General features: G+C 70.5%; 20 protein-coding genes and 1 pseudogene. 5 read left to right on the top strand and 16 right to left on the bottom strand.

Going from position 1 to position 26,275, the window contains the following annotated elements:
• Positions 1–3 precede the first annotated feature (3 nt).
• Positions 4–912, bottom strand: a complete 909-nt coding sequence (locus ACZ6CV_RS03600; protein WP_362376102.1) for a helix-turn-helix domain-containing protein — start codon at positions 910–912, stop codon at positions 4–6.
• Positions 913–1,073: 161 nt separating this feature from the next.
• On the opposite strand from ACZ6CV_RS03600, the gene ACZ6CV_RS03595 reads away from it, so the two are divergent.
• Positions 1,074–2,825 carry a glycoside hydrolase family 35 protein gene (locus tag ACZ6CV_RS03595; protein WP_469249285.1) on the top strand — a complete coding sequence of 584 codons (1,752 nt, stop codon included), beginning with the start codon at positions 1,074–1,076 and terminating at the stop codon, positions 2,823–2,825.
• Between the two features lie 63 nt (positions 2,826–2,888).
• On the opposite strand, the gene ACZ6CV_RS03590 is transcribed toward ACZ6CV_RS03595, so the two are convergent.
• Positions 2,889–5,993, bottom strand: a complete 3,105-nt coding sequence (locus tag ACZ6CV_RS03590) for an endo-alpha-N-acetylgalactosaminidase family protein (RefSeq protein WP_469249283.1) — start codon at positions 5,991–5,993, stop codon at positions 2,889–2,891.
• Between the two features lie 221 nt (positions 5,994–6,214).
• Positions 6,215–7,000 carry a S1 family peptidase gene (locus ACZ6CV_RS03585; RefSeq protein ID WP_469249612.1) on the bottom strand — a complete coding sequence of 262 codons (786 nt, stop codon included), beginning with the start codon at positions 6,998–7,000 and terminating at the stop codon, positions 6,215–6,217.
• Positions 7,001–7,293: 293 nt separating this feature from the next.
• On the opposite strand from ACZ6CV_RS03585, the gene ACZ6CV_RS03580 reads away from it, so the two are divergent.
• Positions 7,294–8,226, top strand: a complete 933-nt coding sequence (locus tag ACZ6CV_RS03580) for a hypothetical protein (RefSeq protein WP_469249282.1) — start codon at positions 7,294–7,296, stop codon at positions 8,224–8,226.
• A 258-nt stretch (positions 8,227–8,484) separates the two neighbouring features.
• On the opposite strand, the gene ACZ6CV_RS03575 is transcribed toward ACZ6CV_RS03580, so the two are convergent.
• The 7 genes and pseudogenes from ACZ6CV_RS03575 to ACZ6CV_RS03545 all read right to left on the bottom strand — a co-directional run bounded on the left by ACZ6CV_RS03575 (position 8,485) and on the right by ACZ6CV_RS03545 (position 17,585).
• Complete coding sequence (locus ACZ6CV_RS03575; RefSeq protein ID WP_469249281.1) at positions 8,485–9,165, bottom strand: hypothetical protein; 681 nt, start codon at positions 9,163–9,165, stop codon at positions 8,485–8,487.
• Positions 9,135–13,559, bottom strand: coding sequence for a DUF6531 domain-containing protein (locus ACZ6CV_RS03570; protein WP_469249280.1), 4,425 nt, complete (start codon positions 13,557–13,559; stop codon positions 9,135–9,137). The genes ACZ6CV_RS03575 and ACZ6CV_RS03570 overlap by 31 nt, the downstream gene beginning before the upstream one ends.
• A 4-nt stretch (positions 13,560–13,563) precedes the next feature.
• Positions 13,564–13,878, bottom strand: coding sequence for a hypothetical protein (locus ACZ6CV_RS03565; RefSeq protein WP_469249279.1), 315 nt, complete (start codon positions 13,876–13,878; stop codon positions 13,564–13,566).
• A 167-nt stretch (positions 13,879–14,045) separates the two neighbouring features.
• Positions 14,046–14,359: pseudogene (locus ACZ6CV_RS03560) on the bottom strand (helix-turn-helix domain-containing protein); the annotation flags it as partial.
• A gap of 86 nt (positions 14,360–14,445) precedes the next feature.
• Positions 14,446–15,351 carry a pentapeptide repeat-containing protein gene (locus ACZ6CV_RS03555; RefSeq protein WP_469249278.1) on the bottom strand — a complete coding sequence of 302 codons (906 nt, stop codon included), beginning with the start codon at positions 15,349–15,351 and terminating at the stop codon, positions 14,446–14,448.
• A 271-nt stretch (positions 15,352–15,622) separates the two neighbouring features.
• Complete coding sequence (locus ACZ6CV_RS03550; protein ID WP_469249277.1) at positions 15,623–17,239, bottom strand: DEAD/DEAH box helicase; 1,617 nt, start codon at positions 17,237–17,239, stop codon at positions 15,623–15,625.
• A 142-nt stretch (positions 17,240–17,381) separates the two neighbouring features.
• Entirely contained in the window at positions 17,382–17,585 is a 204-nt protein-coding gene (locus tag ACZ6CV_RS03545) for a cold-shock protein (protein ID WP_030362889.1), read from the bottom strand.
• A 401-nt stretch (positions 17,586–17,986) separates the two neighbouring features.
• Here ACZ6CV_RS03545 and ACZ6CV_RS03540 point away from each other — a divergent pair, with 401 nt between their 5' ends.
• On the top strand, positions 17,987–18,964 hold the full coding sequence (locus tag ACZ6CV_RS03540; protein ID WP_469249276.1) for a tyrosine-protein phosphatase: 978 nt from the start codon (positions 17,987–17,989) through the stop codon (positions 18,962–18,964).
• Positions 18,965–18,969: 5 nt separating this feature from the next.
• Here the strand turns inward: ACZ6CV_RS03540 and ACZ6CV_RS03535 are convergent, their stop codons facing one another.
• A complete protein-coding gene (locus ACZ6CV_RS03535) occupies positions 18,970–19,701 on the bottom strand; it encodes a VWA domain-containing protein (RefSeq protein ID WP_362377085.1) in 732 nt (243 codons plus the stop codon).
• 75 nt (positions 19,702–19,776) lie between these two features.
• Between ACZ6CV_RS03535 and ACZ6CV_RS03530 the strand changes: the two genes are divergently transcribed.
• Complete coding sequence (locus ACZ6CV_RS03530; protein ID WP_469249275.1) at positions 19,777–20,532, top strand: SDR family NAD(P)-dependent oxidoreductase; 756 nt, start codon at positions 19,777–19,779, stop codon at positions 20,530–20,532.
• A 22-nt stretch (positions 20,533–20,554) separates the two neighbouring features.
• Here the strand turns inward: ACZ6CV_RS03530 and ACZ6CV_RS03525 are convergent, their stop codons facing one another.
• On the bottom strand, positions 20,555–21,688 hold the full coding sequence (locus ACZ6CV_RS03525; protein ID WP_469249274.1) for a hypothetical protein: 1,134 nt from the start codon (positions 21,686–21,688) through the stop codon (positions 20,555–20,557).
• Positions 21,689–21,710: 22 nt separating this feature from the next.
• Positions 21,711–21,938: a hypothetical protein gene (locus ACZ6CV_RS03520; protein ID WP_469249273.1), complete on the bottom strand. Its 228-nt coding sequence runs from the start codon at positions 21,936–21,938 to the stop codon at positions 21,711–21,713.
• Between the two features lie 149 nt (positions 21,939–22,087).
• On the opposite strand from ACZ6CV_RS03520, the gene ACZ6CV_RS03515 reads away from it, so the two are divergent.
• Positions 22,088–22,906, top strand: coding sequence for a chitosanase (locus ACZ6CV_RS03515; RefSeq protein ID WP_469249272.1), 819 nt, complete (start codon positions 22,088–22,090; stop codon positions 22,904–22,906).
• 24 nt (positions 22,907–22,930) lie between these two features.
• Here ACZ6CV_RS03515 and ACZ6CV_RS03510 read toward each other — a convergent pair whose 3' ends face one another.
• From ACZ6CV_RS03510 to ACZ6CV_RS03500, 3 genes are all read right to left on the bottom strand, one after another.
• Positions 22,931–23,761: a carbohydrate ABC transporter permease gene (locus tag ACZ6CV_RS03510; protein ID WP_362377079.1), complete on the bottom strand. Its 831-nt coding sequence runs from the start codon at positions 23,759–23,761 to the stop codon at positions 22,931–22,933.
• Positions 23,758–24,717 carry a carbohydrate ABC transporter permease gene (locus ACZ6CV_RS03505; protein ID WP_469249611.1) on the bottom strand — a complete coding sequence of 320 codons (960 nt, stop codon included), beginning with the start codon at positions 24,715–24,717 and terminating at the stop codon, positions 23,758–23,760. The genes ACZ6CV_RS03510 and ACZ6CV_RS03505 overlap by 4 nt, the downstream gene beginning before the upstream one ends.
• 67 nt (positions 24,718–24,784) lie before the next feature.
• Positions 24,785–26,050: a sugar ABC transporter substrate-binding protein gene (locus ACZ6CV_RS03500; RefSeq protein ID WP_469249271.1), complete on the bottom strand. Its 1,266-nt coding sequence runs from the start codon at positions 26,048–26,050 to the stop codon at positions 24,785–24,787.
• Positions 26,051–26,275 lie beyond the last annotated feature (225 nt).

Below are 26,275 nucleotides of genomic sequence, written 5' to 3'. Positions count from 1 at the left end.
AGCCTACGTTGCCGCTTCCGGACCGCCACCGGCGGAAGAGCGCAGGATCGGCGGGTGGTCGGGATCCGGTATCTGGTGGGACCAGCCGCCGGGTACGGCCCTGCCCTGTTGGTCGCGGAAGCGGACGGGTGCCATGCCGACGCGGCGGGTGAAGAGCCGGGAGAAGTAGGCGGGGTCGTCGTAGCCGACGCGGCGGGCGACGGCGGCGACGGGGAGCTCGGTGGCGGCGAGGAGTTCCTTGGCGCGGCCCAGGCGGATGCCGAGGAGGTAGTCCTTGGGGCTGCAGCCGGCGCCGCGCCGCACGGCGGTGCGCAGTTCGGCGGGGGTCATGCCGTGCCGGGCCGCGTGCTCGGCGACGGACAGCGGCCGGAAGGCGTCGCGGGCCAGGGCCTGCAGCACGGGGTCGCCGTCGGGGGCGATGTCGGCGCGGGCGCGGCGCAGCGCGACGAGGAGTTCGTGGACGGCCGCGCCGGTCTCGACCTCCAGGAGGGGGTTGCCGCGCCGGGCCGCGCGGGCGATGCGGGCGACGGCGGCGCGGGCCCCCGCCGCGTCGGAGAGCGGCACCACGGGGCGGGTCGGCTCGATGTATCCGAGCTCGGTGTACGTGGCGGTGGCGGGTCCCGTGAAGTCGACGAAGCACTCGTCCCAGCCGGTCTCCGGGTCGGGCCCGTAGTGGTGGCGCACGCCGGGGGTGAGCCAGATCAGGGCGGGCGCGGTCACGGTGGTCCTGCGCCCGTCGGCGGCGCGGAACCAGCCGCCGCCGGAGCTGATGACGACGGCGACGTGGTGGTCGAGGGTGCGCGGCCCGACGACCGGCAGCGCCCCGTGCTGCAGGCCGACGCCGAGGCAGGCGAGGCCGAGCCGGTGGTGGGCCGGGCTCGGGGTGAAATACCGCATCCACGTGTGGTACATCCGCGTGCGTCCCTTCCGGTGCCGGCCGGTCCGGTCTGCTCGTGCGTCGCCGGACGCGTCCGGTCCCCTCGCTGCGTCCAACCGGACCCGATCTTTGTCCATGGACCCTGCCGCCCGCCAGAGGTGATCGTGGGCGAGCGGTACGTGAGCGAAGGGACGCGATGAACGGGTTCAGGGTCGGCGAGGACGATTTCGAGCTGGACGGGCGGCCGGTGCGGCTGCTCTCCGGTGCGCTGCACTACTTCCGGGTGCACGAGGCGCAGTGGGGTCACCGTCTGGCGATGCTGCGTGCGATGGGCCTCAACTGCGTGGAGACGTACGTTCCGTGGAACCTGCACGAGCCGCGTCCCGGCGTCTATCGCGACGTGGAGGCGCTGGGCCGGTTCCTGGACGCGGCGCACGAGGCGGGCCTGTGGGCGATCGTCCGGCCCGGCCCCTACATCTGCGCGGAGTGGGAGAACGGCGGTCTGCCGCACTGGCTGACGGGAGCGGTGGGCCCGCGCGCCCGGACCCGCGACGCCGAATACCTGGGGCACGTGGAGCGCTGGTTCCGCCGGCTGCTGCCCGAGATCGTGTCCCGCGAGTACGGGACGGACGGCGGCGGCCCGGTGATCATGGTGCAGGTCGAGAACGAGTACGGCAGCTACGGTTCCGACCAGGTCTATCTGCGCCACCTCGCCGACCTGTTGCGCGCCGAGGGCGTGAGCGTGCCCCTGTTCACCTCGGACGGCCCCGAGGACCACATGCTGACCGGCGGCTCGGTCCCGGGCGTCCTGGCGACGGCCAACTTCGGCTCGGGGGCCCGCACGGCGTTCGCCGCGCTGCGCCGGCACCGGCCCCGGTCCCCGCTGATGTGCATGGAGTTCTGGTGCGGCTGGTTCGACCACTGGGGCGCCGACCACGTCGCGCGGGACGCGGACGACGCGGCGGCGGCGCTGCGGGAGATCCTGGAGTGCGGGGCGTCGGTGAACCTGTACATGGCGCACGGCGGCACGAGCTTCGCGGGCTGGGCCGGGGCCAACCGGGGCGGCGGCGCGCTGCACGACGGGGAGCTGCAGCCCGACGTCACGTCGTACGACTACGACGCTCCCGTCGACGAACGCGGCCGCGCCACCGCCAAGTTCTGGGCCTTCCGCGAGGTCCTCGCCCCGTACGCGTCCGCCCCGCTGCCCGATCCGCCCCCGCCGCTCCCCGCGCTCACCTCCCCCGCCTGGGCGGACCTCACCGAGTGGTCCCCCCTGGAGGCGGTCCTCGACGCCCTCGGCACCCCCGAGTCGGAGCACGCCGTGCCGCCCACCTTCGAGGAGCTCGACGTGGACCGCGGCCTGGTGCGGTACGCCGTGACCGTGCCGGGCCCGCGCGAACCGTACCCGCTGAGCGTGCGGGGCCTTCGGGACCGGGCGGTGGTGTACGTGGACGGCGTGCGCGCCGGTGTCCTCACCGAGGGCACCCCCACCCTGCTCACCCCAGTCGCCGGTCCCGCGCATGTTGAGCTGTGGGTGGAGTCCTTGGGGAGGGTCAACTACGGCCCGCGCACGGGCGAGCCGAAGGGCATCACCGGGGGGATCCTGCACGAACGGCAGTACCTGCACGGGGTGCGGGCGCGGGGCCTGCGCCTGGACGCGTTCGACGACGCCGCGACGGTACGTCAGCTCCCGGCGACCGCCCCCGGAGACGGCCGCCCCGGCCTGTACCGGGGCACGGTCGAAGTCGACTCCCCCGGTGACGCGTCCCTCGAACTCCCGGGCTGGACACGGGGGTTCGTGTGGGTCAACGGCTTCAACCTGGGCCGCTACTGGTCGGCGGGCCCGCAGACGTCGCTGTACGTGCCGGGTCCCGTCCTGCGGGCGGGCGCCAACGAGGTGTGGGTGCTTGAGCTTGAGGAGGGCGGGGAGCGGGTCGAGTTGGCCTGAGCCGGTGGGCGACGCGGCGGAGCCCGACCCTTCCCAGGGGCGGGCTCCGTCGCGTGCGGCTCCTCAGACCTCCGTGACCTCGAACGCGTCGAGCACGAACTCCGCCGTGCCGTCGTCACCGGTCTTGCGCAGGCCCACCCAGGCCTCGCCCAGCTCCGGTGCGGTGAACTCGTGGACGAGGGTGGTGGGTTCGGTCGCCACCGGCAGTTCCCTGCGCTCCAGTTCGCGGGGTGCCGGCTCGTCGGTGGCGGTGATCCACGCGTACTGGCCCGCCTTCTCGTTCTCGTACCGGAAGGAGACGCGGTAGCGCTTGCCGGGGGTGAAGCGGACGGTGTGCGGGACCGTGCGGTACACCAGGCCGGTGTTCTCGCCGCGTGACTTCAGGGAGTTGGTGCCGTCGACGACGTCGTCGATCGCCTTGCCATTCCAGCCGCGCTGGGTGAAGGGGGCGTGGCGCTGGGCGATGTGGGTGCGCGGGTCGGTGACGTCGCCCGCGTCGCCCTTCACGAAGGGGCCCCAACCCTGCGGGACATGCTCGAAGTCCTCGTAGGCGAGGGTGGCGCGGGGGCGCTTCGCCGGGCGGGCGGTGGCCGTGATCCGTACGTTGTCGAAGCGCACGCGCGCCTGGCCCACCTCGGCGCGCAGGGTCAGCCGGGCCGTGCCGCCGCCCTCGGGGACGGTGAAGTACGTGAACATGCGCTGGAAACGGGTGCCGTGCTTGCGGTCGGCGGCGACGTAGTTGCCCGCGGTCGAGGTCTCGGTGAAGTTGGCGGCGGTGACGCCGTCGGCGGTGCGCACCTCCAGGGAGGCCTTGCGCCGCTCCCCCGGCTTCTCGCCGACCTCGACCTGCACGGAGGCGACGTACGTGCCGGCCCGAAGCCGGGCGAGCCGCTGTCCGACCGCGGCGGCGCCGCCCGCGCCGATGACCAGTTCGTGGTCGCCGAGGGCGCTGAGCTTCACCGTGGCGGGGCCGCTGACCTGCCAGCCCTTCAGGGAACCGGAGTGGAAGCCGGGGTCGTGCAGCGGGGTGCCCTGGCCCCACTTCGGGTCGGGCAGGGCGGCGGCGCGCTCGCGGTACAGGACGTAGGGCTGCTGGGGGTCGGCCTTGAGCGTGACCTTTCCGCCCGCCACGGAGACGTACGACTCGAAGACGCGCCCTTGGTCGGTGAGGCGGTACAGCGCCACCCGGGAGCGGCGCGCCCAGCCGCGCGGCAGCTGCCAACTGCTGCTGCCACCGGCCGGGTTGTAGTGGTACAGCTTGGCGGGATCGTGTGCCTTGCGGGGCTCCCACGGCAGCAGATAGCGGCCGTCCTCGTAGACGACGTGTCCGCCGGTGGTGATGCGCCGCTTGCCGGTGGCGTCGGAGACCGCGGTCGCCCCGTCCCCGAAGAAGGTGATCTCGTGCTCGCCCCAGCTCTTGACGGGGTTGGCCTGGAGGTACTTGGCGGGCAGTGAGTGGGTCCAGATCAGGTCGTAGAAGGCGTGCCAGTCGGTCTTGCCGACCCAGCCCTCGAAGTTGCCCATGCGGGCGACGCCGAGGAGGGTGGGCCACTTGTCGGCGAAGACGTCCTTCTGGTGGTGGCGGACGAAGCGGATGAGTCGGGAGTTGATGCCGCGCGAGGTGTCGCCGCCGTAGTCGGTCTCGGTGGCCCAGTGCGACCAGAGCGAGGACCGCTCGAAGCCGTGGCCCCACTCCGACGCGATGGTCCAGCCCTGGTCGCGGAAGGCGCGCTGGAGGCGGTCGGAGGTCCAGCCCGACTCGCGGAACACGTCGATGTAGAGGGCGTTGAGGCCCCGGTCCGTCTGCGCGCGCAGGTCGGCGAAGCGCTTGATGATGTCGCCGGAGACCAGGTCGCGGCGCTGGTCGATGCGGTAGCTCTGGTCGAGCCAGTCCCACTGCTCGTCGCTCTTGTCGACGAGCTTCTCGGAGAAGGCGTGGGCGACGGGGTAGGACTCGGTGGCGTTGACGTGCACGCTGAAGTCGCTGTTCCACTTCTTGCCCTCGTGGACCAGGGTGTTCAGGTCGTCGAGGCCGCCCGCGCGGGTGTTGTAGTTGTCCGCGTAGTCGGGGTGGGCTGAGTCGTGCCCTTCCGACTGGTAGCCCTTGAGGAGCGTGTACTGCCGCAGGCCGTCGGTCGCCAGATGGATCCGCTTGACGTCGTCGAGCGTGGCGAGGAACGGGTTGGTGGCCTGCGAGGCGAAGTTGAACGGGATGTGCGGGACGACCCGCAGGTGCTGCTCGTCGGCGCCGAGCGGGGTCACCATGATGTCGCGGAAGGCGATGGCGGCGTCCTGCCAGTCGACGACGCCGTCGCCGTTGCGGTCGCCGGTGATCACGACGGTGGCGTACGGGAGGGGCTCGGTGGCGCCGACCGGGGCGGTCGCCGCCCGGTGCGTCCACTGGCCAGGGGTCAGGCGGGCCTCCACGCGGTCGCCGTCCCGCACCGTCTCGCGCCACAGACGGCCGTTCTCCCAGGTGGTGCCCGCCTCCGAGGTGGGCTTGTCGTAGACGGTGTTCGTCTCGATCGCGCCGCCGAGCCGGTCGTGCGCCACGACGGCGTACGCGCATCCGACGGGTGCCTCGGCGGGGGTGCCGGCGGCGGGGCGTACGAGGGTGTCGCCGCTCTTGGCCTTGTCCAGCTGCACCTTGGCGGCGAGGAGGGCGGCGCCGGGCTGGTCGTCGCGGACCGAGAGCAGGGCGAGGCCGGGGATGCGCAGGGTGCCGACGCGCAGCGCCGCCGTGTCCGCGATCTTCGTGACCCGCCAGTGGACCTGCCGGCCCGCGACCGCGATCTCGACGTCGATCCGGGTGCCGCCGTCGAAGGTGAGCACGTACGCGATGCGGCGGCCGGAGGCCTTCGCGGTGACCTTCGGGGTGTGCTCCGCCTCGTCGATCAGGACCGTGGTGACGGCGCCCGCCGCCCGGCCGTGCAGCACGGCGCCGCTCGCGCGGTCGGTGTACGAGACGACGCTCGGGAAGGCGGTGGCGACGCGCACGTCCAGGTCGGCCGAGCGCAACACCGCCGCGCCCGCCGCGCGCCCCGCGGGGATCGAGGAGGACGCGGCGAAGGCGCTGCCGCCCGCTCCGACGGCGACGCCCATTCCGGCGATCGCGCCCGTCGCGACCACCGTTCTGCGGCTCGGTCCGGTCGTGTCTGACGGCGGCATGGGGCACCCCTCCATGGGACGGACGTGGGACTGGATTCGTGCCGCTCACGATGCGGCGGCCGGTGCCGGTGCGCCCATGGACAAAGGAGGGACAGGTGTTGGACTAACGCGACGGCAACGGGCGCCTGCCGGCCTCCGGACCGACGCGACGACGCGGGGCGCCACATGAAGCGGGCGCCCCGCGCCGGGGGTCGTTCAGGTGGGCGGTCGTACGGGCCCGGTCAGAGCTCCGACGCCGCCTTCTCTATGTCCGCCGCGAAGGTCGAGACCTCGGTGTAGACGCCGGGGAACTTCGGCCGCGCGCAGCCGTTGCCCCAGCTGACGATGCCGACCTGCACGTACTCGCCGGCCTCGTCCTTGCGGAACATGGGCCCGCCGGAGTCGCCCTGGCAGGTGTCCGTGCCGCCCTCGGCGAGCTTGCCGGCGCAGAGCTCCTCGCCGGGCGTCAGGTCGTCGCCGTACGCGGCCTGGCAGTCGGCGTCGCTGACGAACGGGACGGTCGCCTTCAGGAGGTAGCGCTGCTGGTCGCCGCCCTCCTTGTCGGCACCCCAGCCCGCGATGGTGAAGTCGCCCTCGTTGTACGTGGCGTCCTTGGCTATCTTCAGCGTGGGCTGGTCGATCGGCTCGGCCAGCTTGATGAGCGCCCAGTCCTTGCCCTTGCCGTCGTAGCCGGGCGCCTGCAGGACCTTGGTGGACTTCACGCTGACCGCGTCGGGGCTCTCCAGGTCCACGACGCCGCCGGTGGCGGTGATGCTCGTGTTGTCGCCGGAGCCGTCGACGCAGTGCGCGGCGGTCAGCACGACGTCCTTGGCGTACAGCGCGCCGCCACAGCCCATCGACAGACGGACCATGAACGGGAATTCGCCCTGCTCGGCGGGGGTGCCGCCGACCACGCTCTCACCCGGCTGGGGGCCCGGGTGGGGTGCCGCCGAGGCGGCGACGGGCTGAAGGCTGACGGTGGCCAGAGCGATCGCACCGAGGGTGACGGCTCTCTTCACTCCACGCAGCTTGGTCTTCAACTGACTTCCCTTCGTGGGGGGTTCGTGGGGGGATGCACGCGTGACGGGCCCGTCCTTCCGCACGGAAGACGCGTGGATGGCATGAGCCCGCCAAAGCGTTGTTGCGGATTATGGAGATCGGTGTCCGCTCAGGACAAGGGGCGGTTTCCGGCCACGGCATGTCCAGATGCGCGCGCGCAGGCGTCGCCCTCCCCCGCACGAGGTCCTCCCCCGCGCCGCCACCGCCCGTACAGTGGAGGCGAGTTGAGCGGCCCGACGGGGTGGCGTCAGGAGGTACGGACGTGGCGGTCGGCGGCGGTCCAGTCGTGCACGGCTTCCCCCACCTGGAGACGGTGCGCGCCGCCGTCACCGCGCTCTACAAACGCCTCTCGTACGACACCGTCCACACCTTCGACACCAGCGTCGCCCCCGCCGACGTGGCCTTCGGCGACGAGGACGACCTGTACATCGGCGTGCAGCGGGTCGCCCGCGAGATGGTCCGGCACCTGCGCCTGCCCGACGCCCGGATGATCGTCGGATTCCGCGCCATGGAGCACGCCGCGTACGTCGAACTCGCCGCGGGGCCCGAGTACTTCGTCGAGCTCAACGACCGCTTCCGCACGCACCGCAGGGACATCGGCGCGGCCCTCGCCCACGAGGTCATGCACGTCTATCTGCACCGGCTGGACCTGTCGTTCCCCGGCACGCGCGACAACGAGATCCTGACCGACACGGCCACGACGTATCTCGGGGCGGGGTGGCTGCTGCTCGACGCCTATCGCGAGGACGGCGCGTCCTCCCAGAAGCTCGGCTACCTCACCCCGGAGGAGTTCGGCTACGTCCTGGCCAAGCGGGCGTCGGCCTTCGGCGAGGCCCCGGAGACCTGGTTCACCAGCGCGCAGGCGTACACGGCGTACACCGAGGGGCTCGCGCGCGCCCGCCTCGACGAGCGGCAGCCGCCGCTGACGGCGGCGGGATGGGCGGGGCGGCGGCGGTACGCGAAGGAGCGGCGGGCCGCGCGGGAGGGTGGGGGCGGTGTTGGGGGTGGAGGCGGTCTTGGGGGTGGGGGTGCGGGCCGTCCCGGGGGTGGGGGTTACTCGTTCTCGGTGGAGGCGGGGGTTCTCAAGGTGACCTTTCCCTGTCCCACCTGCCACCAGCGGATCCGGGTGCCGGCGCGGGGGCGGATGCGGGTGCGGTGCACGTTGTGCCGGACGGTGCTGGAGTGCGACGCCTAGGCGTATTGATCACGAGTGTTGTTGACACCGGCCGGGCTTGATCATGGCGAAACCTCCGGTGTGGTGGAGCTGTCCAGGAACACACCACACGGAGGTCTTCGTGTCCCACCGTGATGCCCGGCTGACCGTTCACAGCAGGCGACTACTGGTCAAGAGTGCCTGCTGGGCCTCCATCGCGGCCGCCCATCTCGGCAGCGACATGGGCGACCGGATGCCCTCGGTCTCGTGCATCAGGTCGCCGGCACCTCACCTCGTCCGTCAGTCGACGGCCGTGTGTCGCAGCCAGCGCTCCAGGGCTTCCCGGGTGTCCTGCGGCGTCTCGGGCGACGCGGCCATGCGGGTGCCGAGTTCCCGCATCGCCGGGAGGCGGTGCGGGTCTTTCAGAAGGACGCAGTCCGTCCACTCCCGTCCTTCCACTCCTCGTACGACGACGGTGCCGTCGAGGGAGAGCATCGCGAAGTCGATGTGGCCCGCTCCGCGCCCCGTCGCCCGCGCCTCGGCACCGGCGCCCGCGATGTCGGTGTGCCCGGTCAGAGCCACCCTTGCCCACCTCAAGGGTTCGCCGGGCACCGCTTCCGTGTCACCGACGGCGATCAGGAACTCCGGGCTGTCCATCGGGAAAAGTCCTTGGTCGGCACTGAGCAAGTACCATCCGTGATCCACCTTTTCCAGCAGGTCAGGCTCGTCGGATTCCACGCTCACAGCCCATTCCTGGCCGTCGGTTTCCACGGAATCCGCGAGGAAGGCGAGGCAGGGAGGCATCAGCGGGGCGGAGGCGTCCACCATTCCCAGATAGCGCAGGCCGGCCTCGGCCAGTGAATTCGCCAGTTCTTCGTCCCGCACGCCATTCCCTAGAGTGTGTTTCTCGATGTGTGCTTCTTGCAGAGTGAGCGAGGCCGGGGTCTTGTCTATCCGGATCGCGGCTGGGCCTTCGCCCAAGGGTACGGCAAGACCTGGTCGTAGTTGTGTGAGCCGTCCTTGCGTCTGCCGAAATAGGCGATGTTGCCGTCTCGGTCCACCACGACTCGCGCCTGGCTGAACGGATCTCCGTTGTCATAAATGGGCTGGCCCTTCCACCGCTGCCCGGCACGTGAATTCCCGCCGCGATAGAAGTCGGCCACACGCTTGCCCGCCGGTCCGGTGTAACGCTGTTCCTTATTGGGGTTTTTGACGATATCGTCCACCAGTTTATGGATGTCATCCGGGGTCGCGAGCCATTTCTTGCGATCATCGTTGCCCGCGATGCGACGTGCGATGTCCTCCGGCGAGTAGTTCTCGTCCGGCACCCAATTGCTAGGCGGGACATCGGCGTCGCCGCACTCCGGTGCGAGACCGAGCGGGTCCGACCAGGTGCACGGATTGTGCGGGTACGTGAAGGCGTTGTCCGCGGGACGCAGTCCCAGGGGGTCCGGGGAGTGGTAGCGGCCCGTGCTCGGGTCGTAGTACCGGAAGTAGTTGTAGTGCAGGCCCGTTTCCGGATCGAAGTACTGGCCCGGGAAGCGCAGCGGCGTGTACGCGGCACTGTCGGCGGCCCACGTCGTGGTGCCCCAGAGGGTGGAGCGCGTGCGCCACGCGATGTCCCCGCTCTCATCGACCAGTTCCGTCGGGGTGCCGACGAGGTCGGTGACGATGGCGTAGAAACGTTCGTCCACCCGTTCCTGCGACAGCCCCGCGATGCGTTCTGTCTGGGCCAGCGGACGCACCCCGTCGTGATCCCACGTCTGCGTGACGGGAGAAGGGAAGTTCCCACCCGTCGTGGTCTGTTCGCACAGCGTCGTGCCGTCCCAGGTGAAGTCGACACGCTCCGCGACCTGCTCCCCGTCACCGGCGAGCCGTTCCTTGGCGATACGCCGCCCGAGTGGGTCATAGGTATACCGCCATCGAGTCCCGTCCGGAGTGATGACCGACGTGAGCCGGTCCTCCGCGTCCCAGACGTACCGCCACGTGTCCGGTTTGCGCGACAGGCGGGTCTTCTGACGCAGCACGACGCGGCCCGCGGCGTCGTACTCGTACCGGATGCCTCCAGCCCTCAGGAGCGTGGTTCCGGCGTACTCGCGCTGCCCCTGTGCCTCTTGGAGCGGCTGCGTGGCGGGCCAGGAGGCGTGCGTCTGGTTGCCTCCCGCGTCGTACGCGTACGTCTCGCGCCACCCCTGGGCGCTGACACCCGTCACCCGGCCGACCGCATCGAGCTCGAAGTCGCGGGGTCCGCTCACCGGCTCCTCGATACCTGTCAGGTGGCCGTCCCTGCGGTATCGATAGGTACGCGACTGGATCCCGCGTCCGTCCGTGCCCTCGACAGACCGGGCGCGCAGGCGGCCCGTCTCGTCGAAGGTGTGGGTGAACGTGAGACTGTCGCCGATGCGCCTGGTGACCTCGCGGCCCGTCTCATCGTGCTCGAAGCGCAGACGGCGCCCGCCCGTTGTCAGCTCGGTGCGGTTGCCGACCGCGTCGTACGTCCATGTGCTCACCGCTCCGGACGGCGTCCTGCGGTGTGTGCGGCGGCCGAGTTCGTCGTAGGCGTAGCTCAGTTCCCTGCCGGCGACCGTCTCCGCGCCCAGCAGTCCCTTCTCGTCCCAGCTCCATTCGACGACCGCGCCCGGCGACGCCGCGCGCAGTATGCGGCCCCCGACGTCGTATGTGAAGTCGGTGATCCTCCCGGCGGCGTCCTTCCGCGTCACCTGTCCGGACGCGTCGCGCCGGTAGCGGATCACTTCGCCCAGCGGGGTCGTCCGGTGGATCAGTTGGCCTGCCGCATCATGTGTGTAGCGTTGCCGACGTCCGTCGAAGTCCGACTCGGCGACGAGGCGGCCTGCGGCGTCGTACTCGTAGTCCCACGTCAGTCCCTGTGGGTTGGTGACTGTGGTGAGCCGCAGTTCGCTGTCGTAGGTGAAGGAGTGGCGCGCCCCGTCGACACTCGTGCGCGCCGCAAGGAGGTCGAAGCAGATGTGCTCGAAGCGGGCGACACCGCCGTTCGCGTCTGTGTGGCGCGTGCAGTTGCCCTCACCGTCGTAGAGCCACGTCTCCTGTGCGCCGTCGGCGGTGATGCGCCGGGCAGGTCTGCCCTCGACGGTCCACTCCAAGCGGGTTCGCGCGCCGAGCGGGTCGATCAGGGTGATGAGGCGTCCGAACGGGTCCCTCTCATAGGTGTTGACCGCCCCCAGCTCGTTCGTCACCGCGAGCGGCAGCCCCGCGCCGTCACAGCGGACCCAGACCGTGTGCCCAAGCGTGTCCGTGACCGTCGCGAGGCCGCCCACCGAGTCATAGGCGAAGCGTGTGGTGCGGCCCGCGGGATCGGTGACGGCCACCGGGTTGCCGATGCTGTCGTACTCCCGAGTCCAGCGGGAGCCGTCCGGTTCAATCGTGAGTACCGGGTGGCCCGACTCATCGAACTCGACGGAAGTGTCCATGCCGTCCGGCCGCATCACACGGTTCAGGTGCCCGTTCCGGTCGTACGCGTAGCGGGTTGTCCGGCCCAACTCGTCGGTGGTGGCTACCAGTCGAAGGTCCCCATCCCACTCCTGCTCCGTCACATGCCCCAACGGATCCGTCTCCCGGATCAGGCGGAACGCGTCGTTGTGTTCGTAGACGCGGACGTGGCCCAGTGAGTCCGTCACGCGTGTGGTGCGTGTGGCGGTCTCGTAGGTGAGGGTGGAGGCGAGGGCGTTGCCCGTGCCGCCGGTGGCAGTCACTCGGCCGTGGGTGTCGTACTCGTACCAGTACGTCGTGTCGTTGCGGTCGGTCCAGGAGGTGATGCGGCCCTCGGAGTCGTAGGTGTAACGCATCGGCAGGCCCGAGGAGTTGGTCTCCTCGGTCAGGTGGCCGGACTCGTCGTACCCGAAGGTGAGGAGGGTCGTGCCGGGGGCGGACGGATCCGCGGGGTCGAGGAGGCGCAGGGACGTGATGCGGGAGTCGTTCTCGTCGCGGTCGAGGGCGATGCGGTAGCCGCCGGAGTGGGACACCGCCGCGGGGATGTCGCCCTCGTCGTACTCGATGGTGATCCGGTTGCCGTTGCGGTCCTGTACGTACTGGAGCGGGACGTCGACCGCTTCGCCCGCGGCGGCGGGGACCGGGCTGTGGAAGACCTGGGCGAGGCCGCTCTCGGGATCGGTGACGCATATCGCGCCGTCGAATCCGTCGACCCAGGACAAGGTCAGGCGTGATCCCGGCGTCTCGGGGCGGACCGTCTCGCCGGTGTCGGCGTCCGGCACGGGGAAACAGAGCCGGGCGCCGTCGGCGGCGGCGTAGATGAAACCGTCTTCGTCGGCCTGGACCCGCTGGTCCAGGGTGGAGGCCCAGGACGGGCCGAACCAGCCGCCGAAGCGGTAGGAGGAGACGTGGGTGCGCTCCAAGAGGAGGGGGAGGACACCGGGCAGCCGGACGTCGGTGCGAGTCAGCGCCATGTCGCCGGTCGCCACGTCGATCGGGTCGCGGACGAACCTCTTGAGCGCGTTACGCACCGAGGCGGGCAGCTTGTCGAAGCCGGGTCGCAGGGAAAGCCGTTCGAAGGAGGCGCAGTTGAGCTTCATGGCGCCGCGCAGCTTCGCCAGGTCCTTGGGTCTGAGTTTGCCGAGGCCCTTGCCGAGCAGCGTGCCGAGGCTGCCCAGGCCGACGCCGAGTGCCGCGCCCAGCGCGAGGGTCTCCGCCAGTTTCCCGGGGTCCTTGAAGGTGGAGGGATCCTGCAGCAGCGTGTCGAGCGCGGCGAACTTCGCGCCCTCGCCCGCCATCTTGCCGATCCGCGCGATCGTCTTGATCTCCTTGAGGGCCTTCAGTGCCCGGCGCAGGCCACGGATGACCTCGAGGACCGCGCGGATGGTGCGGGCCATCGCGGTGCCGGCGTGTTCGATGCGGCCGATGAGGGCCATGACCCTCGCGAAGCGCGCGCCCGCCGCGAGGCTCCCGACGACCGCGGAGGCGCCACCGGTGAGGACGGAAAGGGCCAGGCCGGCCATCTCCACTTCGATGATCTCGACGATGATGACGTTGAGTTCGGTGAGCAGTTCGTTCGCTTCGTCGGCGTATTTGTCCAGGGCGTCGGCGCCGTCGCGCAGCGAGTCCGCCATGCTCGTCGCCTGAGAACGGGTCTTCTTGGCCCGCTTGTTGAAGGCGGTGGCGGTCTTGCCCTCCCAGGTCACGTCCCGCAGCGCGGCTTCCGCGTCCTTGACGGAGGCGTCCACAGCCTTGGCCAGGGAGCGCCACTTCTTGGCGATCTCCCGGACCCCGTCCGGGTCCACGGCCGGGTCGGAGATCCCGAGGAACTCCATCATGCTGGCCATGTTGTCGCCGGCCATGTGGTTGAACTTGTTGATGTAGTGGAGAGGGTTGAGGTCGACCACGGGCTCAGCCCTGCTTCTTGCCGCGTGCGGCGGCTTCGAGCAGCACGTCGAGAACGTCGAACGCCTCGGAGAGGTCAGTCATCAGCTTCGCCTCGCCGTGCCATTCGTCGACGAGGTCCTCCGCGACCTCGGCGAGCGTCTCCATGCCCTCGCGCACGTCGTCGGTCGCACTCATGAGCGCGCCGAGCGCGCCCAGCGCCGACAGGTCGTGCGAGGCCGCCTTGAAATCATGCAGCGGCTTTGCGAGGTGGTGCGGCGCCTTGCGCAGTAGAGGCGCCGCCTTCGCTATCGACTCCGAGTCCTTGCCCAGGTCTCCCACAGCCGCGTGCCCCCCGATACTGCGCGTTGCAATGTGCATAAGCCAACGGCAGACAGTAGCCGTCGCAGGTAAGCGGAATCTATTCACTCAGCCATGGGGAGGCAAAGCCCAGCGCGCGGCCGTATCAGCACCGACCTCCAGGAAGTCGGTGCTGATGCCGACTGGTTCCTCTCAACGCCGTGCCATCCCAGACCGTGGACAGGGCCGATCCGTTCCGGTCCCAGCTTGCGGGACTGGCGCAGGTCACAGACGCGGGCCTCCATCGCGGCCGCGTTGCGGTGCGGTGTCGGCAACTCCTGCTGGAGCGGTCGTCCAGACCCGGCTCGCCCTAGGCTCGCCAACGCCGGACCCATTTATGAGCGGTCGCCCGCGAGATGCCCATCTCGGCAGCGCCCCGGGCGACCGGACGGCCGGAGCAGACACGCTTGACCAGCAGCCGCGGACCGGATCGGCCGGCATCAACGGCTTGCTCCGGTCCCACATGGCATCAGTGATCACTAATCGGACGGACGCACCCGCAGCCGCGGCACCAACCTCTCCGAACAACAGACCTAGCAGGCGCCGGGGTCAGTCGGCCGACCAGTGGGCGGGGCGGTCGAGGGTGTCGGACAGCTTGGTGCGGTCGTCGCCCCGGGCCGCGTTCACCTGTGACTGGGTGAGGAAGAGCGCGTCGGTGAGGTCGGCGCCGCGCAGGTCCGCGTCGCGGAAGTCCACGCCGATCAGGTCGGCTCCCCGCAGGTCCGCGTCGCGCAGGTCGGCGCCGATGAGGTAGGCGCCGCGCAGGTCCGCGCCCCTGAGGTCGGCGCCGGTGAGGCGGGCGCCGATGAGGTCGGCGCCTCTGCGGTTCTTCTTCGCGCCCTTGCCGTTGCGGGTGCGGGTGCGGTTGTGGTTGTCCTTGGTCTTGGCTTGGCTCAGGTGCTCGGCCCGGACGAATTCACTGGCGCGCAGGAGGAGTTGATTGACCTCGTCGCGGTGGGCCGCCACGTCCGTCACGACGACGGCCTCCGGGGTGCCCCGGGTCAGCCGCTCCGTCGCGGCGAGGGCACGCTTCAGATCGGCGTGGATCGGGCGGGTCTGCGGGCGGGCTAGCGCGTCGGTCACGTACCAGAGCAGTTCGTGGAGCTGCCGCATGATCGGGAGCGCCGCGAACATCTGGCGTGCCGTGGCCGGGTCCTGGCGCCAGTCGCGGCCCTCGAAGGTGACCTGCGAGACGTGCTGGCCCGCCCCGAAGCAGTCGTACACCGTGCAGCCCCGGTAGCCCTGGTCCCGCAGGTCGCGGTGGATGCCGCAGCGGAAGTCCGCCTGGAGGTTGGTGCAAGGCTTGCCCGCGTCCTTGTCCACGGGGAAGTCCGAGGACTTGGCGAAGGTGAGGGCCACGCAGCACAGGCCGAAGCAGTTGGCGCAGTCGGCGCGGAGTGCGGTGCGGTCGTCGTCGAGAAGGGGCAGGTCGACGCGTTCGCGCTCCGGTGTCATCGTGCGGGCTCCTTCGCGATGTCTGCGCCTGGGGTTCGGTGGTGAGTGCGGGGCCGCGGGGGCGTGGCGTCTGCGCCTTGGGTTCGGTTCTTGGGTGCGGGGCCGCGGGGGTATGTGCGTACTCGCCATCCACTGTTCGCCACGCCTCGCGGACAAGTTTGCTACAGCGCGCTCGGTGCTCCGTGCACACATACCCCCACGTCCCCTCCCGTCTCGTACGCGGGTGCGGGGGCGTGGGGGCTCGCGTGGCTCACGCCGTGGGTGCCGGCGGTCAGGCTGCGGAGCGGCGGCCGCCCTGGGAGCCGCCGCCGGCTCGGTTGCGGCGGCGGCCGTTGCCGTTGCCGGTGGCGCCGGCATTGGCTCCGGTGGAACCGGTCCTCGTCTGGCCCTGGCGGGGGACCGTGCGCTGGCCCCCCTGGCTTCCCGCGGTGGCCGCTCCGGCGCCGCGAGGGCGGCGGCGGCGCTGCGCGCCGCTCCGTGCGGCGGGCTGCTGCTGCGGCTGCGGCACCTCGATGACCACGGGGATGCCCGAGGGCTCCCGCGCCCCGGTGATCCGGGTCAGCTCCTCGTCCGAGGAGGAGACGCGTGCCGTGTTCGGGCGGATCTCCGCGTCGGACATCAGCCGCGTCATGTCGCGCTTCTCGTCGGGGAGTACGAGGGTGACCACGCTGCCGGACTCGCCGGCGCGGGCGGTGCGGCCGCCGCGGTGCAGGTAGTCCTTGTGGTCGCTCGGCGGGTCGACGTTGACGACCAGGTCGAGGTCGTCGACGTGGATGCCGCGCGCCGCCACGTTCGTCGCGATCAACGCGGTGACCTGGCCGGTCTTGAACTGGTCCAGCGTGCGGTTGCGCTGCGGCTGCGAGCGGCCGCCGTGCAGGCCGGAGGCCCGTACACCGTTGGCGAGCAGCCGCTTGGTGAAGCGGTCCACCGCCCGCTTGGTGTCCAGGAACATGATGACGCGGCCCTCGCGGGCGGCGATCCGCATGGCGACGGCCTTCTTGTCCGTCTCGTCGGCGACGTAGAGGACGTGGTGCTCCATCGTCGTGACCGCGCCCGCGGAGGGGTCGACGGAGTGTACGACGGGGTCGGTCAGGAACATCCGGACCAGGCGGTCGATGTTCTTGTCGAGCGTCGCCGAGAACAGCATGGTCTGGCCGCCCTGCTCGACCTGCTTGAGCAGCGCCGTGACCTGCGGCATGAAGCCCATGTCGGCCATCTGGTCGGCCTCGTCGAGGACGGTGACGCGCACCCGGGAGAGGTCGCAGTCGCCGCGCTCGATGAGGTCCTTGAGGCGGCCGGGGGTGGCGACCAGGACCTCGGCGCCGCGGCGCAGCGTCCCGGACTGCCGGGTGATCGACATGCCGCCGACGACCGTGGCCATGCGGAGGTTCACCGAGGTCGCGTACGGGGTGAGCGCGTCCGTCACCTGCTGGGCGAGCTCGCGCGTGGGGACCAGGACCATGGCGAGCGGCGACTTCGGCTCGGCGCGGTGTCCTGCCGTACGGGCAAGCAGGGCGAGGCCGAAGGCGAGGGTCTTGCCGGAGCCGGTGCGTCCACGGCCGAGGATGTCGCGCCCGGCGAGGGAGTTGGGGAGGGTGGCCGCCTGGATCGGGAAGGGCTCGGTCACGCCCTGGGCGGCCAGCGTCTTCAGGAGGGCCTCGGGCATGTCCAGGTCACCGAAGGCCTCGACCGACGGCAGGGCGGGCGTGCTGCTCTCGGGCAGTGCGAACTCGCCGCCCTGGACCGGCTTCGGCTTGCGGCCGCCGGACTTCTTCGCGGAATGCGAAGAATGCGCGGAACCCTTCGCCTGACCGTTGGGCCGGCCCTTTCCACCTGCGGTGGCGGGGCGCTTGCGGGCGGGGCGCGCCGGACGTTCGGGGCGGTTCATTCAGTGATGCCTTCCTGGTCGCTGGACTTCCGGACCTCTGAGCCGGAACGGCTCTGGGCCCGGTCGGGCCCGATGACAGCGCAAGCCGAGGCCCGCACCTTCCGGTGCGGGCCTCGGCTGTGAGGTACGCGCGCTGCGGCGATCAGGCAGGAACGATGTTCTCGGCCTGCAGGCCCTTCTGGCCCTGGGTGACCTCGAAGGAGACCTTCTGGCCCTCCAGGAGCTCACGGAAGCCGGAGGACGCGATGTTCGAGTAGTGGGCGAAGACGTCGGGGCCGCCGCCGTCCTGCTCGATGAAGCCGAAGCCCTTTTCCGAGTTGAACCACTTAACGGTGCCGGTTGCCATGTCAATCTCCTCAACAGGGGCAGTGAATGGAGAAACACCGAATTGCGAATCTCCAGCGCTGCAATGACCCCCATATACCGGAGAGAACCGGAAAAACAATTTTGCGCCCTCGGAGCATTCCCGTCAGACGCACATAAAGTTCATGGGTACCAAAACTGCAACGCATAACCTTAACACGCCCGCGGACCGCCTTGTTCCCGGGCCCTGCCCCGGCCCCGTTCCCAGGCTCGCCAGCGCCCGCCCAGCCCGGCGGCGCCGGGCGAGCACCGCACTCAGGCCCACCCTCCGCTCTACATTACTGACTTTTCGTCAGCTTCTCGTGCGCGGCCCTTCCTCCCGTACGGGCGCCTCGCTACCTTCTACCAAACAATCGCTTGGTTGGTCCGATGAAAGGCGAACCGATGCGCATCTCTCGTCCCTGCCCTCGCTCCCGTACGCGCCCCCGTACCCGTACCGCCACCGGACTCGTGGTCTCCGCTCTCGTCCTGGGCACCCTGCCCCTCTGGGCCGGGCCCGCAGGGGCCGCCGTGCCCGGTGAGGGCGTCGCGCCCGCCGGAGCCGCCGCGCGGGTCGCGTCGCGCGTCGCCGGGACCGTTCACCAGATTCCGCTCCAGGGCGCGGTCAACGCGCGTGACGTGGGCGGGTACCGGACGTACGACGGGGAGCGGGTCGCCTACGGGCGGGTCTTCCGTGCCGATGCCCTCAACAAGCTCACCGACGCCGACCTCGGCACGGTCGCCGGGCTCGGGGTGAAGACGGTCGTCGACTTCCGGGTGCCCGCCGAGGTGCAGTACGACGGGGCGGACCGGCTGCCCGCCGGGGTCGCCGCGGTCTCCCGGCCGGTCACGGACAACGGCCTGTTCGCCCAGCTCCTCACCGCCATCGGCTCCAAGGACCCGGTCAAGCAGGAGGAGATGCTGGGCAACGGCAAGGCGGCCGCGTTCATGCGGGAGGTCTACCGCACCTTCGTCACCGACTCCGCCAACCGCGCCCAGTTCGCGGCCACCCTGCGCTCCGTCGCGAACAGCCGCACGCCGCTGCTCTACCACTGCACCGCGGGCAAGGACCGCACCGGCTGGACGACGTATCTGCTGCTGCGGCTCGTCGGCGTGCCGGAGCGGACGGCCGTCGACGACTACCTGGCGTCCAACACCTACCGGGCCGCGTACGACGCGCAGCTGCGGGCGGCGCTCAAGCAGGGTGGGCTGATGGAGAACCCGGACCTGATCATCCCGCTGCAGGAGGTCCGCACCGACTACCTCGGCACGGCGCTCGACGAGGCGACGCGGCGGTACGGCGGCTTCACGGGCTATCTGTCCAAGGGGCTCGGCCTCGACGCGGGCACCATCGTGAAGCTGCGCCAGCGCATGGTCGATTAGGGCCCCTATTCCACTCGGGGCACGATCCCGCCCGCCCGCGCCGCCGCGAGCCACGCCGGGAACTCCCCCACGAGCCGGTCGTAGAGCTGGTCGTCCGGCAGCGCCAGCGGGTCGTGCCCGGCGTGGAAGAAGCCCGCGTTGTCGACCGGGCGCTTGGCGGGGACGGCGAGTTCGTCGAGCTTGCGGAGGTAGTCGAACTGCTTGCTCCTCGGGTCGCCGAACCCGATGAACTGCCAGAACAGCGGCAGCTTGGCCGCCTTGCACAGATAGCGCTCGGCGGCGAGCTTGTTGATGGGGCCGCCGTCGGTCTGGAAGACGACGAGGGCGGGCGCGCGGGAGCCGCTGTCCACGTAGTGGTCGATGACCGCGTCCATCGCCAGGTGGTAGCTGGTCTTGCCCATGTGTCCGAGCCCGGCCACGATCGCGTCGATCCGGCCGCGGTGGTTGTCCAGCGCGATGTCCGTCACCGCGTCGATGTCCGTGGAGAAGAAGACGGTGGGCACGACCCCGTCGTCGTCCAGGTGCGCGGAGAGCCCGAGCACCCGGTCGGCGAGGGCCTGGACGCTGCCGTCCTTGTAGTACTCCCGCATGGAACCGGAGTAGTCGACGACGAGGTAGACCGCCGCCCGCGCCCCTTCGAGACCGTGTTTGCGCAGGGAGACCCCGGCGCTCTTGTAGAGGTCGACCAGCGCGGGCGCCGAGTCCTCCACCTTGCGCAGACTGATCGCAGGTCCCATCGCTTCGTCCCGCCCCTTCCGGCTTGCCCATATGGCTGCTAGACACATGCCGATTCGGCATGCATGGAGGGTGACATGGATTCCGGGGACACGCGAAGGATCTCCTACGGTCTGGACGGCCGAACCGTCCTCATCACGGGTGCGGGACGCGGCCAAGGCGCGGCGGAGGCGCGGCTGTTCGCGGCCGCGGGGGCCCGGGTCGTGGTCACGGACGTACGCGAGGAGGAGGGCCGGGAGGTCGCCGGATCCCTGGGCGGCCAGGGGGTGTTCGTACGCCATGACGTCACCGACGCGCGGAGCTGGGCCTCGGCCGTGGCGGGCGCGCTCGACGCCTTCGGCCGGCTGGACGCCCTGGTCAACAATGCCGCGCTGTGGCGCACGGCGTCCGTGGAGGACGAGACGTACGAGAACTTCGAGGCGCTGGTCCGGGTCAATCTGCTCGGACCGTTCCTGGGCATCCAGGCGGTGCTGCCCGCGTTCAAGGAGGCGGGCGGCGGCTCGATCGTGAACGTGTCGTCGACGGCGGGCCTCGTCGGCATCCCGGGCCACGCGGCGTACGGCTCGACGAAGTTCGGGCTGCGCGGCCTGACCCGCTCCGCCGCGCTCGACCTGGCGCGGTACCGGGTGCGGGTCAACTCCGTGCATCCGGGGGCGATCGACACCCCGATGATCTCCGCGGCCTCCGCCGGGCGGGACTGGTCGCACCTGCCGCTCGGCAGGATGGGCCGCCCGGAGGAGGTCGGCGAGCTGGTGCTGTTCCTCGCGTCGGACGCCTCGTCGTACGTGACGGGCGCGGAGTTCACCGTGGACGGCGGGTCGACGACGGGGTGACCGGCCCGCGGGGGCCCACCGGTCAGGGACGAGCCACTGACGCCCCGCCCTCGCCCCCACCCCCCTGCTCCTGGAAGGCCGGCAGCGCGAAGATCCGCGTCTTCGCGTCGTCGTCCATCAACTCGACCAGCGGCATGACCAGTTCCCACAGGTCCTGCTTGTCGACCTCCCGGGCGAGCGCGTCCAGGTCGGCCTCCGGCAGCGCCCCCGCCGCGCCGGCGACGACCGTGCGGGACTGTGGCGGCAACACCTCGACCAGCGGCAGGAACTCCGCCCACAGCCCGGTGACCACCACCGCGCGCACGATCCCGGCGAGCACGTCCGCGTCCCGCAGCGAGGGCAGTTCGGCCACCGCGCGGCGCTCCTCCTCGTCGAGCAGCGCGACCAGGGGCAGCAGGGACTCCCACAGGTCCTGCTCCGCGACCGTGGCGACCAGGGAGTCGAGCCGGTGCTGCGGCTGTCCGGCGGCGAGCGAGGCGATGCGGCCGCGCTGCTCCCCCGTCACCATGCCGGCGACGGCCAGCGCCTCGGGCCACAGGCCGTCCGCGGCCGCCGAGCCGATGACCGCCGCGAGCCGGTCGGGGCCCATCAGGTCGATGAGGTGGCCGAGCCGTTCGGGCCGGTCGATGGCGAAGCCCGTCTTCAGGACGGCGGCGTCGTCGACCGAGGGCAGGATGCGGCGCAGCGCGGCGTCGGGCAGATGGCCGACGAAGCGGCCCATCGTGAGGTGGTCGCCGCGTTCGGCGAGGGTCACGGCGATGCGGACGACCAGGTCCTCGTCGAGGCGGCCGACGATGCCCTCGATGCGGCGCGGGTCGAGGTGGCCGCAGGACTCGGCGGTGAAGGAGACCGGCAGTTTCTCGATGATGTCGGCGGCGCGGGCGGGTTCGAGCCGTCCCGCGACGGCGGCGGCCAGGCGCGGGCCGAGCGCCTTCTGCGAGATGGCGGCCGCGACGCCGGCCGGCACGAGCTTGGTGGCGGCCGCGATCCGGTCGAGCATGTCGGGCGCCCGGTCGAAGAGCGCGGCGACGCTCTGGGTGCGGAAGCGGCGTACGTCCTCGACGGGCAGGCCCTGAAGGAAGGCGAGCGTGTCCGGTTCGACGTCGAGCAGGTGGGCGATCTTCAGGCTCTCGGCCCTGCCGCGCAGCTTGTCCATGCTGACTCCTCGCTCCACTCGGCTATCGGAAGAGAATCCGGCGGACGGGGCCGCGGGCCAGGGCGGGCACGAGTTTGAGTGCCTCCTCGGCGGCCCCGTTCAGTCCCGCGGCGCGGCTCTCGCGCTGCCGCTCCAGCGCGTCGGCCAGCGTCGCGAGCTGATCGGGCGTCAACTGCCCGAAGGATTCCGGTGGTTGGTCGCGCAGCTCCGCGGCGAGTCGCTCGCGTCGCTGCCGTGTCTCGGTGTCCACGTCGCCTCCCTGGGCCGGCCGCACGACCGGGTCCGGGACCAGAGACTGGCGCCGAATTGACTTTTAGTCAATAGAGTGGGGCCCGCAGGCCGTCGCCGGGTGGGAGCCACCGGGCGTCCCGCAGGTCGTGTCCACGTAATCTTGGCCGGATGAAACGCGCCGGTCTCCTCCTGCTCGCCGTAGTCCCGCTCGCCGCCACGGCCGCCTGCCTCGCGGGCGGCGCCCCGGACCGGAGCGACGCGCGGAACGGCGGGCGGGATCCCGGACTCGCCGCGCCCGCGAAGAAGGACCTCGCGCAGCAGCTGGTGTCGAGCGCGGAGAACTCGACGCTGGACTGGCGCGGCCAGTACGGCTACATCGAGGACATCGACGACGGCCGCGGCTACACGGCGGGGCTCATCGGCTTCTGCAGCGGCACGCACGACCTGCTGACCCTCGTCGAGCGGTACACCGAGGCCCATCCGCACAACGCCCTCGCGCGCTATCTGCCCGCCCTGCGTGAGGTGGACGGCAGCGACTCGCACAAGGGCCTGGGCGCCGGCTTCACCGCGGCCTGGAAGGCGGAGGCGGTGAAGCCCGCGTTCCGCAGGGCCCAGGAGCGGGCACGCGACCGCGGCTACTTCGACCCGGCGGTGCGCAGGGCCGAGCGCGACGGGCTCGGCTCGCTCGGCCAGTTCATCTACTACGACGCGATGGTCATGCACGGCCCCGGCCCCGGACCCCGCTCCTTCCAGGGCCTGCGCGAGGCGGCCGTGAAGCGGGCGGATCCGCCGTCCCGGGGCGGCGGCGAGAAGGCGTACCTCGACGCCTTCCTGGACGTCCGCCGCGCCGCGATGAAACGGGAGGCGGCGCACCGCGACACCTCCCGCGTGGACACGGCGCAGCGCAGGTTCCTCGACGACGGCAATCTGGCCCTGGACACGCCGCTGACCTGGAAGGTGTACGGGGAGACGTACAAAGTGCCGTGACCCCGCACACCCGCCGGCCGGCCGTCAGCCCTTGACCGCGCCCGCCGCGAGGCCCGAGCCGAGCTTCCGGTGCACGATCACGAAGAAGATCATCACCGGCACGGTGACCAGCGTGGAGCTGGCCATGACCGGGCCCCAGGCCGTCGAGTTCTCGCCGAAGAACTGGTAGATGCCCACGGCGGCCGTGTACTTGTCGCTGCCCTTCATGAAGGTGTACGCGAAGACGAACTCGTTCCACGCCGTGATGAAGGCGAAGATCGAGGTCGCCACGAGCCCCGGCGCGACCAGCGGGAGCAGCACCGACCAGAACATCCGCGGCCAGGACGCCCCGTCGATGTAGGCGGCCTCCTCGACCTCCTTGGGCACGGTCGCGACGAAGCCGCGCAGCGTCCAGATCGCGAAGGGCAGCGAGAGCGCGATGTAGACGATGCTCAGGCCAAGCAGCGAGTTGAGCAGGTCGTAGTCCCGCATCTGGATGAAGAGCGGGATGACCAGGGCTTCGAGCGGCACCATCTGCACGATCAGGATCATGATCAGCACGGAGGTGCGGAAGCGGAACTTGAACCGCGCCACCGCGATGGCCGCGAAGAGCGAGAGCAGCGCCGCCGCGACGATCGTGGCGAGGCCGACGAGCGCGGAGTTCAGCAGGTACGTGCCGAAGTTGCCCTTGTCGAAGACGAATTCGAAGTGTTCCAGGCTGAGACCGCTCGGCAGCAGGTCCGAGCCGCGAAGGGCGGCCTTCGGGTCGAGCGCCGTGGAGATCATCCAGTAGACGGGGAAGAGCGTGAAGAGCAGGAGTCCGGCGACCGCGGCCGGCAGTCCGATGCGCGAGGCGAGCGTGGTGCGGCGGGTCACAGGTCCTCCTCCCCCTGCCGGAACAGCGTGCGGATGTAGACGACGGTGATGATCAGGAGCAGCACGGTCAGCAGGACCGCGGCCGCGGCGCCCGTGCCGTAGTCGTTCTTGGCGAAGGCCTGGATGTAGGAGAAGACGCCGAGGTTGTAGACGTCCTCGTTGGAGCCGTCGCCGCCGGGTTGCAGATACACCTGGGTGAAGACCTTGAAGTCCCAGATGGTGGAGAGGATGGTCACCACGAGGAAGACCGGCTTGATCGTCGGCACGGTGATGTTCCAGAACCGCTGCCAGGCGCCCGCACCGTCCAACTCCCCCGCCTCGTACAGCTCCTTGGGGATCGTCATGAGTCCCGCGAGGACGGTGATGGCGACGAAGGGGAAGCCGTGGTGGACGACGTTGAGCGTGGCGATGGCGTAGAACGGGCCGCGCTCGGTGAACCAGTTGGTGGTCTCGGGGTCGATCAGGCCGATCGATCCCGCGATCTGGCTGGCCATGCCGTCCTGCGGCTGGAAGAGCCAGATCCAGACGTAGGTGCCGGTGACCGCCGGCATGGCCCACGCGGCGAGGATCGCGATGGAGCAGATCATCCGCCAGGTCGGGCCGAGGCGGTTGAGCAGCAGGGCCACCAGGGTGCCGAGGGCGACGGTGAGTCCGACGCAGGCAACGGCGAAGAAGACGGTGTTGGGCAGGACCGTCTTCCAGAGCAGACCGCTGGAGAGCAGGTCGCTGTAGTGGTCGAAGCCGGTGTACGTGCCGACACCGCCGCCGAACTTGACCTTGTAGTCCTGCAGGGAGAGCTTGCCGACCTGGATCAGCGGCCAGAGCAGCAGGCCCACGAGGACCACGAGGGCGGGGGCGAGGAGCAGCCAGGGGCGGGTGAGGGTGACGAGCTTCTTGCGGCGACGGGCCGCCTCGGCCGCGACGTCGGGCTGCCGGGGGCCGCGGGGAGCCGGGATCTTCGGCTCCCCGCTGACGAGCGTGTCTTTCACGGTAAGTCCTTCGAGTTGCGGAACTCGCCCTGTACTACTCGTCCTTGGCGAAGATGGCGTCCATGTCCTTGGCCGCCTTGTCCGCCGCTTCCTTCACGGACGACTTGCCGGTGAGGATCGACTGGATCATGCCGGGGATGACCTTCGAGGCCTGGATCTCGCCGTACGACTTGGTCTTGGGGACCGTCGCGCCGGCCTCCAGCATCTGTTTGGCGAACGGCTCGACCAGCGGGTCCTTCTTCGCCTCGATCTTCTTCAGCTCGGAGTTCTGACCGGGGAAGTAGTTGGTCTGCTCGGCCCACTTGGCGGCGAACTCGCCGGTGGTCAGCATCTTCACGAACTCCCAGGCGAGGTCCTTCTTGTCCGTGTCGAAGGTGGACAGGTAGGAGCCGCCGAGGAAGGACTTGCTCATGCCGCCGTTCTCACCCGGAATGGGGACGGCGCCGAGCTTGCCCTTGAGGTCGGGGTTGTTGTCGACGATGGCCTTCGGGGTCCAGTTGCCGCCGATGGCCATGGCGATCTCGCCCTTGTTCCAGGCGTCGCCGACCTCCTTCTCCGTCCAGGTGTTGACCTTGGCCGGGGAGACCTTGTCCTTGGTGGCGAGGCCCGTGTAGTACTCGATGCCCTTGATGGCCTCGGGCGAGTTGACGCCGGACTTCCACTTGCCGCCGGACTCGGTGGCGAGCTCACCGCCCGCGCCCCAGATGAAGGGGGTCGCGAACATCTCCGCGCCGCCCGCCACCGGGAAGGAGACCATCTTCGGCTCCTTCGCCTTGAGCGCCTTGGCGGTCGCCTGGAGCTCCTTCCAGGTGGTCGGGGGCTTGAGGTCGTGCTTCTCGAAGATGTCCTTGCGGTAGACGATCGAGCGGACGCCCGCGTACCAGGGCATGCCGTACTGCTTGCCGTCGAGCGTGCCGGCGTCCTTGAGTCCCTCGACCAGGTCGTTGCCGAGGCCGGACTCCTTGACCTTGTCGGTGACGTCGACGAGCGCGTCGGTCTCGGCGAACTGGGGCACCCAGGTGGTGCCGACCTCGGCCACGTCGGGCACCTGGTCCGCGCCGCCCTCGATGGCGGTGGTGAACTTCTTCTGGGCGGTGGCCCACTGCTGGTACTCGACGTGGATCTTCGCGCCGGTCTTCTTCTCGAAGGCCTTCCCGGCCTCCTTGAAGAACGGGCGCGCGTCGGGGTTGGTCCCCTCCATGATCCATACGGTGAGGGTCTTGCCCTTGCCGTCGGTGGCCTGACCGCCGTCGTCGCCGTCATCCCCACCGCACGCCGTGGCGGTCAGTCCGAGACTCATGGCGATACAACCAGCGGCGATGACACGTCGATTCATGCCGGCCCCCTCCAGGTTCCGATTGGTGGGAGCGATTGTGGTCACACCTGGCCGAGGCGGTCTAGACCCATTGGTATAAGCGGCCGAACCGTAATGAGGGTTGCGGGTGACGCAACATACGCTCATAGCATTGCGCCCCATGCAACGCAGTGGCCCCATCATGCATCGGGTCCGGACGCGACGACGCCC

It is taken from the genome of Streptomyces sp. NPDC041713, from assembly GCF_055591085.1.
The sequence above is the reverse complement of the archived record's forward strand: the minus strand, read 5'-3'. Positions and strand labels throughout refer to the sequence as shown.

Bases quoted from the DNA above. Each gene is read 5' to 3' on its own strand.
- ACZ6CV_RS03600 (WP_362376102.1), bottom strand. From the start codon at position 912: ATGTACCACACGTGGATGCGGTATTTCACCCCGAGCCCGGCCCACCAC.
- ACZ6CV_RS03595 (WP_469249285.1), top strand. From the start codon at position 1,074: ATGAACGGGTTCAGGGTCGGCGAGGACGATTTCGAGCTGGACGGGCGG.
- ACZ6CV_RS03590 (WP_469249283.1), bottom strand. From the start codon at position 5,993: ATGCCGCCGTCAGACACGACCGGACCGAGCCGCAGAACGGTGGTCGCG.
- ACZ6CV_RS03555 (WP_469249278.1), bottom strand. From the start codon at position 15,351: ATGACACCGGAGCGCGAACGCGTCGACCTGCCCCTTCTCGACGACGAC.
- ACZ6CV_RS03550 (WP_469249277.1), bottom strand. From the start codon at position 17,239: ATGAACCGCCCCGAACGTCCGGCGCGCCCCGCCCGCAAGCGCCCCGCC.
- ACZ6CV_RS03545 (WP_030362889.1), bottom strand. From the start codon at position 17,585: ATGGCAACCGGCACCGTTAAGTGGTTCAACTCGGAAAAGGGCTTCGGC.
- ACZ6CV_RS03540 (WP_469249276.1), top strand. From the start codon at position 17,987: ATGCGCATCTCTCGTCCCTGCCCTCGCTCCCGTACGCGCCCCCGTACC.
- ACZ6CV_RS03535 (WP_362377085.1), bottom strand. From the start codon at position 19,701: ATGGGACCTGCGATCAGTCTGCGCAAGGTGGAGGACTCGGCGCCCGCG.
- ACZ6CV_RS03530 (WP_469249275.1), top strand. From the start codon at position 19,777: ATGGATTCCGGGGACACGCGAAGGATCTCCTACGGTCTGGACGGCCGA.
- ACZ6CV_RS03525 (WP_469249274.1), bottom strand. From the start codon at position 21,688: ATGGACAAGCTGCGCGGCAGGGCCGAGAGCCTGAAGATCGCCCACCTG.
- ACZ6CV_RS03515 (WP_469249272.1), top strand. From the start codon at position 22,088: ATGAAACGCGCCGGTCTCCTCCTGCTCGCCGTAGTCCCGCTCGCCGCC.
- ACZ6CV_RS03500 (WP_469249271.1), bottom strand. From the start codon at position 26,050: ATGAGTCTCGGACTGACCGCCACGGCGTGCGGTGGGGATGACGGCGAC.